This window comes from Blautia glucerasea, from assembly GCF_013304385.1.
Classification (GTDB): Bacteria; Bacillota; Clostridia; order Lachnospirales; family Lachnospiraceae; genus Blautia_A; species Blautia_A ammoniilytica.
Genome location: NZ_JAAITU010000047.1, coordinates 18641 through 27320, shown reverse-complemented (window position 1 = coordinate 27320; position 8680 = coordinate 18641). Strand labels below are relative to the sequence as shown.

Genomic DNA, 8680 nt, shown 5'->3' with positions numbered 1-8680 from the left:
TGTAATCGATTTTTGCTTTGTACTTTCCGTACTGCTCCAGGTATTTGTCATCAATTCCTGCTTTTTCTGCGATCTCAGTGATCGGCTTCATTTCGCATTCCTGTGCGATCTCAATGTCAGTTTTGAATCCCATAAATTTCTCCTCCTGATTCTGAATAAATATTGATAGCCTTCCGGGAATATTCTGCCTTTACTCTCCGGGAACATTGCTGCCGGACCACAGGATGGGTACAATGCCATCATCCTGTTAAAAAAGGGCAGTATCTGATGAGATCAAATACTGCCCAGACGGTCGGCTGTGTCCAACTTCTGAAATCCCTGTGGTCAATTCCACGAATCCGTCAGTATTCAGAAGCTTTTCAACTGATGAAATCACTTTAGCATAAGTAGATGAGATTGTCAAGTATTTATCAATGTTAATTGATAGAAAAATAACAGTTAAATTTGTGCAAAATTCATAAAAAAAGGATACAGATGATATTTTTTTGGTAAAAAATCAAAAATAATACTTGACGCCAACAATATACTCGAGTATATTGTTGGCAGGGAGGTGACTATTGTATGGTGACAATGAAAGATATAGCAGAAAGATTAAATATTTCCAGATGTACAGTGTCCAACATATTAAATGGAAAATTAAAAAATAAATCATACAAAAAGGAAACAATAGATTTAGTATTGAAAACAGCAGATGAAATGGGATATGTATCAAATACTATTGCACAATCTTTAAAAACGGGTATGACGAAGACAATTGCAGTGGTAGTTCCAGACTTTGCTAATCCTTATTATATCAATATTGTAAAAGAAATTGAAAGGGCAGCGGCTGAGGATGGTTATAATTTGATTATATGCATTGCAGAAGAGAAACTGGAAAAAGAAAATAATATTCTGGTAATGCTTCGAAGTAAGATGGTAGATGGCATCATTATTTCACCAATATCTTATACGGAATCTTTAAAAGATGTGGAAGGATTAAATGTTGTTTGTTTTGACCGTAAGGTAGAAGGCAAAGATATTAATTATATCATCTCAGATAATGAAGAAGCAGTTCGTACAATGACGGAGTGTATGATTAAAAGAGGAGTAAAAAAACCGTTATTTATTGCAACATCGGACCAAGATTACACAATATGTTATCGTGTCCGTGGCTTTCAACATGCATTAGAAGCAGCCGGATGTGGATTTGAAGAAAGACAGATCTGTTATCATATATACAATGAAAAACAGGCTTACGAGTGTATTCTTCGTCTTGTAAGAGAGCAAGGCGTATTTTTTGATGGCGTTATATTAAGCACAAATTATGTGGTATATGGCGTTAAGCAGGCATTGCAGGAACTGCATTTTGATGTTCCTTTGGCTGGGTTTGATGATTTTGCAGGATCTAATCTTGAAAAAAATCATATGCTGATTGCGTCTTGGCCAGAGAAGGAAATTGCACGTATGGCTTATAAGCAGTTGTCTTGCCTGATCCATAATAAAAATGCAAAGAGCATGGTGCTTCCACATATTATGTGGGCTGAACCGGAAATTGGTTCGACAGGAATACTCAATTGATCGAATAGAAAGATATTTTTATAGGGGGGGGTATATACAAAGTAAAGTCCTGCTTTTTGTGGATTTTCAACAATAAATATTTAAACACATAAAAAGTTATTGACAAATATACACGAGTATATTAGAATTAAATCAAAGGTTACTCGAGTATATAGAAGGGGGAACATGACATGGCGGGAAAAGTATTTCTGCAAATGGAAAATATAAGCATGACATTTCCAGGTGTTAAAGCACTTAATAATGTTAGATTAGATGTGCGTGAAGGCGAAGTACATGCACTGATGGGAGAAAATGGAGCTGGGAAATCTACTTTGATCAAAATTCTGTCAGGAGTGCAGAAACCAGATACAGGATCTAAGATTTTGATCGATGGAAAGGAAGTAAGTTTTTCTGGAGTAAGTGACAGTATTAAACACGGAATCAATGCAATTCATCAGGATTTAAGTTTATTTCCAAATCTTTCCGTAGCGGAAAATATTTACTTGGGGCGTTCCAAAAATGGAAAAGTTGATTGGAAGGAATGTACCAGGATTGCTGAAGAGGCGATAGAAGTATTGGGTATTGCCATGGATGTACAAGAGCAACTTAGTAATCTTAGTATGGCAAAACAACAGCTGGTTGCAATTGCAAGAGCAATTTCTTTTAAATCTCGACTACTGATTATGGATGAACCAACATCTACATTATCATTCAGTGAAGTAAAGATGCTCTATTCCATTATTGAAAAGCTGAAGAAACAAAATATTGCAATATTGTTTATTAGTCATAAGTTGGATGAGGTATTTGAAGTGTCTGACCGAGTGACAGTGCTAAAAGATGGTGAGTATGTAGGATGTAAAGAAATTCATGAACTTGATGAAAATCGTTTAGTTCAGATGATGGTGGGACGATCCGTTGCTTATGCGGCACTGAATGGTGAATCCTATGCTGGAGAAAAGATTTTGGAAGTAAAGAATTTATCTAAGCGTGGAAATTTTAAAGATATTTCCTTTACTTTGCATAGAGGTGAGATTCTTGCATTAACTGGATTAGTAGGAGCAGGCAGGAGCGAGACTGTTAAAGCCCTTTTCGGATTAAATCCGCCCGATTCCGGAGAAATCTATTTACATGACAAGAAGATTGATATAAAAAATGTTTCGCAAGCCATTGAGAATAAGATTGCTTTTATTCCGGAAGATCGACATGAAGAAGGTCTGATTCTTGCAATGTCAATGAAAGATAATGTTACCTTGCCTGTTTTAAAGAGGATCCTGTCTCCGTTACGATTTATTAACAGACACGAGGTTGATCGGGTGGCAGAGGAGTATGTGAAGAAGCTCAGTATACGTCCTTCACAGATTGACAAATTAGCACAGAATTTCAGCGGTGGAAATCAGCAGAAGATTGCAGTTGCCAAATGGTTGGTTTCAAAACCGGATATTCTGATTATTGATGAACCCACTCATGGAGTAGATATTGCGTCTAAAACAGAGATTCATAAATTATTGAAAGAATTAGCAAAAGAAGGAATGGCAATCATTATGGTTTCTTCTGAGTGGCAGGAAGTTTTTGCTCTCAGCGACAGGGTATTGGTAATGCGTCATGGACGGATTGTGCATGAAGATAATACAGCAACAGGAAATCAGGATTTGATGATGGAAAAAGCCATTTTAGGGGGAAATTAAATGAAGAAAATATTGGAAAAACGAGAAACCGGGGTATTTTTAATCTTGGTACTGCTTTGTTTTGGGTTGAGTTTATATTCTCCGAGCTTTCTCTCATATACAAATATAAAGAATGTTCTGGTAAATAGTGTACCGGTAGGCATTATGGCGACTGGTATGACGCTGGTTCTAATTACTGCAGGCATTGATGTTTCAGTAGCATCTCAAATGATGTTCAGTGCAACATGGCTGGCTATTTTTTCTCAGAGCAGTCCTTTAGCAAATCCTGCTACTGTATTGATTTTAGCACTGCTGCTTGGTGCTGTAACAGGTGCAATTAATGGACTTTTAATTGCCTGTTTTTCAATACCGCCGATTATTATTACACTTGGTACTGCCAGCATCTATCGAGGTATTATTCTGGTATATACCAATGGACGATGGATTATGAACATTCCGAAGTGGTTTACATCGCTTGGAAAAACGTATTTTAACATTCCTCTTCCTATTATTTATGCAATAGTTATTTTTGTTTTGACAGCATGGATTTTAAAGCATACTTATTTTGGAAGATCAGTATATGCAGTAGGAGGAAATGAAAATGCAGCACGTTATGTAGGAGTTGATATTAAGAAAACCATTTTTTTAACCTATTTTTATGCTGGCCTTTTATGTGGATTTGCAGGGTTTGTTTTAGATGCTATCCTGGGAAATTGTCAGCCATCTGGATCAAATGGCTGGGAGATGAATGCCATTGCAGCGGCAGTCATTGGCGGAACCAATATTTTAGGAGGATCTGGAACGATTGTTGGTACAGTGATTGGCGTTGTAATGATGGGTGTGATAGAGAATGGACTTGTAGTTGCGCATATTCCTACATATTGGCAGAAATTGGTGTATGGTCTGATCATAATTGTAACGGTTACATTTGATGTGATTAGAAGAAATTATGCAGATTCTCAAAAACAAACGATAGATGTTGATTAGGAGGCATGAAATGAAGGAAAAGTTAAAAAATAAATTTACATTACATGAAATTGTGCTGGCAGGAGCATTCCTTCTTATCTTTCTGATCGGTACTTTTTCCAATGAGAATTTTCTGTCTTTGAGAAATATCTTGTCTTTATTTCAGCAAATGTCTGAGATGGGAATTATGGCCATGGGTCTGACACTGGTAATTCTCACTGGAGGAATGGATTTATCAGCAGGAACGACAATGGGATTATGTGCAGTTTGTTCAGGATTATGTCTTACTAAGGGAATGGGGGTTGGAATTTCTTTACTTGTTAGTGTTGGAGTGGCTGTATTGTGTGGAATTATTAACAGTATACTAGTGGCAATCATCCGCATTCCACCAATGATAGCAACCCTTGGAACACAAATGTTCTTTTTAGGTGTTGCATTAGTACTTAGTCAGGGAAATTCTATTTCCGGTATACCTGAAAGCTTTTATTTCTTGGGACAGGATAAAGTTCTGGAAATGCCGCTTCAGATGATTCTATTATTTATTTTGGCTGCATTTTTGATCATTATGTTACGGAGAACGATGACTGGACAGCACATTTATGCCATGGGAAATAATATGAAAGCCTCTCTTTTTTCTGGCATCAGAACGACAAGAGTGTTGTTTTTTACATATATTGTGTGCTCGGTAATGTGTTGTATCGCTGGTAATATACAAGTTTCACGTGTGGCTACAGCAAGAGCGGATATGGGATCGGCATTTTTGATGACATGTATTTCAGCAGTAGTATTGGGAGGAACCAGTATCAATGGAGGAAGTGGAGGAATTGCAGGTACGATTGTAGGAATTCTGATCTTTGCCATGATTGGTAATATTATGAATCTTGTGGGTATTTCGTCATTCTGGCAACAGCTCGCTACTGGAAGCATCCTTGTTTTGGTAGTGGTATTTAACCGTGTGATAGAAATGCAGAAATATAAAGTTAAGAGCAGAAAAGTGTGACGCTTTTCAATATAGACAAAGAAAAAAGGAGAAGGGTAATTATGATGAAAAAACTGGCACTTTTAGGAGTAGGAGCAACAATGATAATTGGGATGGGAGTAACCACATATGGAGCAGAGCAATATACAATTGCATTGATTCCTCAGCAGGTGGGTATCCCTTATTTTGAAACTTCAAATGTTTGGGGAACTAAAGCAGGAGAAGATCTTGGGTGTGAAGTTATCTATACAGGCCCGACCACTGGCGATGCGGCAGCGCAGGCTAACATTGTACAGGATATGATTACAAAAGGGGTAGATTGTATTGCGATTTCTCCGTTGGATGCAAGTGCAATTGAACCTGTATTAAAGCAGGCAAAAGAAGAAGGAATTAAGGTCATTACTTGGGATTCAGATGTTACAGATACGTCCCTCAGAGAGGCATATGTAAACTGCTGTTCTGAAAAAGTACTTGGCGAACATCTGATGCAGCGTTTTGCTGAATATATGGGGGAAGAAGGAGAATATGCTATCATTACAAGCGTTTTGACAGCACAAAACTGCTCAGCATGGGCAAAATATGCGACAGAATATCAGGAAGAAAATTATCCGGATATGACACGAGTTGCTTATGAACCATGTGATGATGATCAGTCAAAAGCCTATGCTATTACCCAGAACTTAATGACGGCATATCCGGATTTGAAAGGTGTGCTTGGGGTGACTACACCGGCACCACCAGCTGCAGCTCAGGCAGTTGGAGAAGCAGGGAAAAATGGCGAGATAATCGTTACAGGTGTAGTGGAAGCATCTGCTGCTAAATCATATCTGGAAGATGGTTCCATGCAAGAGGCAAATATCTGGCATCCCGGAAAACTTGGCTATTTGGCAGTTTATACAGCAAAAGCACTGCTGGATGGAGAAGAAATAACAGATGGTATGGATATACCAGAAGTAGGAGTAGTAGAAGTAAAAGATGATCAGATCATTATGACAGAATTGTTAGATATTACGACAGAAAACGTGGATGATTTTGATTTCTGATACATTTTGACGTAGGAAACATAAAACTCTGGACTGTCTGTTATTTTCAGACAGTCCATTTTAATAGGAGGGAAAAATGAAACCTAAAATAACAAAACAAGAATTTGAAAGGCGAATTTCAAAGATACGGATTTATCTGGAGAAAAATGATATTGATGCTATTTTGATTTATGGAGATGAGTATCGAAAAGAGAATTTACGATATGTATCAAATTACTGGCCGATTTTTGAACGCGGTGCCATGCTGCTGGGCAGAAATGGGGAACCGATAGTTATATGTGCACCTGAAGGCCAGAAGGTGGCAGAAGAAATGAGTATATGGCCTGATATTCGACTTTCACCGGATTTCTTATGTGTGACAGTTCCGGATGAGATTGATTATCCGTTGGCTCATTATACTAGCTTTTCTGCATTAGCAGAAGAACTGCGCTTGAATGGAAAACTAGAAAAATTAGGAATCGTAGGATTGGATGCAATGTCCGTAGACCTTTATGAGAAAATCAGAGATGGTTTTCGGGCAGAAATAGTAGATTGTAATGCGGTTTTGTATGAATTGCGTCGGGAAAAAAGTGCTGAGGAAGTGGCATGTTTACGGGAAGCTGCAAGAATTGCTGACATAGGGTTCAAAACCATGATGCAATCAGAACTTATTGGAAAAACTGAATTGGAAGCTGCAGGAATCGCAGAAGCAGCAGCAAGGGCAGAAGGTGCCGAGCATATTATTTTTCAAATTTATGGAAGTGGTGAGCGGACTCATAGAATTGTAGGTCGTCCAAGCAGTAAAGTGATCGAAGATGGGGATATGATTATGTGTGCCCTTGCAGTGCAGTACGAGGGATATGTTGCAACCTGTGAAATGCCTTTTGCAGTAGGAAATTACAATCAGGATACTAAGTATGTTATTGATGTACTGGTACGAGCTTTAAAAAAAGGTAAACCTTACCTTAAAGCAGGAATTCCTATGAAAATGTTTGTACAGGCGGTTAAGAGTGTGTTCCAGGAAGAAGGGCTTTCAAAATATGATGTATACCCACCTCTTCATGGAATTGGATGTGCGGAAGCAGAGTCTCCATATCCAGACGCAGAAACAGAAGAAACTTTTCAAGTTGGAATGACTGTGAATACAGATATTAGTTTGTTCGGCTTACCGGGAGGATCAAATCGAATTGAAGAGGGATTTGTTATAACTGATGGTGAAGCAGAATCGCTTTCTCCATTTATTGCCAAATGTTGTGAAGAATGGGAGGGATAATCATATGAAAATCAGAATTGAAGATAAGGAATTTAAGGAGAGAATACTTAGAACTCAGAAAGAAATGGAAAAAGAAGGAATTGATGTATTGTTTGCATATGGAAATGAAGCAGAGCCTCAGTATGTACGTTATTATAGCGATTACTGGCCATCATTTGAATCCGCAGGAGTATTGATTCCTTTAGAAGGAGATCCGGTTTTAATTATTGGCCCTGAAAGTGAAACTTTTGCCAGCCATGTTTCCAGAATCGAGAAAATCAGAAGAGTACTGGTATTTCGAGAGTCATCTGAACCAGAGTATCCAGGAGCAAAATTGGAAACTTTTGCATCTGTGATAAAAGAAGTTAGCAAGGAAAAGAAAGTAAACAGAATAGGTGTTGTAGGAGGATGCTTGATCACGCATGTGATTTATGAAGCTTTACTTGAAAGTCTTCACGAAATTGGAAATCCGGAACTGGTGAAGGCAGATATGTTAGTTGCTAAACTGCGTGCAGATAAATCCCCGGCAGAAATAGCATGTCTTCGTGAAGCTTATCGTATTACCCAGGCTGCAATGAAAGCAGTGGTAGAAAATGTTCATGTAGGGATGACTGAAAATCAGCTAAAAGGAGTTGCTATGTCAGTTATTTATCAGGAGGGTGGCGAAGGAGAAGCATATCCTTTCTGGATTTTAACTGGTAAAAATTCTAACCAGGCAATCAGCCGCTGTAGAAATAAAGTGATTGAGCCAGGAGATATGATTCAAGTACAGGTTGGTGCCAGATATGAAGGATATGCATCTACTATGGGCAGAGCCATTGTTATGGGTAAAGCAACTGACGGACAGAAGAAGATGATAGAAGCTGCACTTGCGGCCCAGAAAGCTATCCTTCAAACTGCAAAAGCAGGAGTGAATGCATCAGAAGTTAGCAAAGTACATTTCGATACATTAAAGAATCTTGGATATGAGTCCTGTATTCTTTACGGTCCGTGTCATGGTACTGGGTTAATGGAAGGCGAGTATCCATGGATTGAATCGAACTCTGATTATCTTTTGGAAGAAAATATGACATTTTGTACATGCATTTATCTTGGTGATGACAAAAATGAAATAGGATTGCGTATAGAAGATGGATTTATGATAACTGCTGATGGAACAGAGTCCTTTTCAGATTACCGGCGTGAAGTAATAGAAATCGAATGATGAAAAGATTATAGAAATTTTAGAAAAAGTATATAGGATATCCCTGTCCTTTATGAT

8 protein-coding genes and 1 riboswitch are annotated in these 8680 nt (G+C 38.1%); of the genes, 7 read left to right on the top strand and 1 reads right to left on the bottom strand.

Annotated elements, in window-relative coordinates:
* The coding region (locus G5B11_RS15380) for a formate--tetrahydrofolate ligase (protein ID WP_173727392.1) at positions 1–133 on the bottom strand (133 nt) is incomplete at its 3' end.
* Between the two features lie 142 nt (positions 134–275).
* Positions 276–359, bottom strand: a riboswitch (ZMP/ZTP riboswitch).
* Between the two features lie 202 nt (positions 360–561).
* Here G5B11_RS15380 and G5B11_RS15375 point away from each other — a divergent pair.
* From G5B11_RS15375 to G5B11_RS15345, 7 genes are all read left to right on the top strand, one after another.
* A complete protein-coding gene (locus G5B11_RS15375; RefSeq protein WP_173728969.1) occupies positions 562–1557 on the top strand; it encodes a LacI family DNA-binding transcriptional regulator in 996 nt (331 codons plus the stop codon).
* Between the two features lie 170 nt (positions 1558–1727).
* Positions 1728–3221 (top strand): sugar ABC transporter ATP-binding protein, encoded by a 1494-nt coding sequence (locus tag G5B11_RS15370; protein ID WP_173728968.1) that lies wholly within the window; start codon positions 1728–1730, stop codon positions 3219–3221.
* Positions 3222–4187 (top strand): ABC transporter permease, encoded by a 966-nt coding sequence (locus G5B11_RS15365; protein ID WP_173728967.1) that lies wholly within the window; start codon positions 3222–3224, stop codon positions 4185–4187.
* Positions 4188–4197: 10 nt separating this feature from the next.
* The gene (locus G5B11_RS15360; RefSeq protein WP_173728966.1) at positions 4198–5166 is read left to right on the top strand and encodes an ABC transporter permease; all 969 of its coding nucleotides are present in this window, start codon (positions 4198–4200) and stop codon (positions 5164–5166) included.
* Between the two features lie 41 nt (positions 5167–5207).
* Positions 5208–6188, top strand: coding sequence for an autoinducer 2 ABC transporter substrate-binding protein (locus G5B11_RS15355; RefSeq protein ID WP_173728965.1), 981 nt, complete (start codon positions 5208–5210; stop codon positions 6186–6188).
* 76 nt (positions 6189–6264) lie between these two features.
* A complete protein-coding gene (locus tag G5B11_RS15350) occupies positions 6265–7440 on the top strand; it encodes a M24 family metallopeptidase (protein ID WP_173728964.1) in 1176 nt (391 codons plus the stop codon).
* Between the two features lie 4 nt (positions 7441–7444).
* Complete coding sequence (locus G5B11_RS15345) at positions 7445–8623, top strand: M24 family metallopeptidase (protein WP_173728963.1); 1179 nt, start codon at positions 7445–7447, stop codon at positions 8621–8623.
* Positions 8624–8680: the final 57 nt, after the last annotated feature.

Coding starts and splice junctions, on each gene's coding strand:
- G5B11_RS15375 (WP_173728969.1), top strand. CDS start 562: ATGGTGACAATGAAAGATATAGCAGAAAGATTAAATATTTCCAGATGT.
- G5B11_RS15355 (WP_173728965.1), top strand. CDS start 5,208: ATGATGAAAAAACTGGCACTTTTAGGAGTAGGAGCAACAATGATAATT.
- G5B11_RS15365 (WP_173728967.1), top strand. CDS start 3,222: ATGAAGAAAATATTGGAAAAACGAGAAACCGGGGTATTTTTAATCTTG.
- G5B11_RS15350 (WP_173728964.1), top strand. CDS start 6,265: ATGAAACCTAAAATAACAAAACAAGAATTTGAAAGGCGAATTTCAAAG.
- G5B11_RS15360 (WP_173728966.1), top strand. CDS start 4,198: ATGAAGGAAAAGTTAAAAAATAAATTTACATTACATGAAATTGTGCTG.
- G5B11_RS15370 (WP_173728968.1), top strand. CDS start 1,728: ATGGCGGGAAAAGTATTTCTGCAAATGGAAAATATAAGCATGACATTT.
- G5B11_RS15345 (WP_173728963.1), top strand. CDS start 7,445: ATGAAAATCAGAATTGAAGATAAGGAATTTAAGGAGAGAATACTTAGA.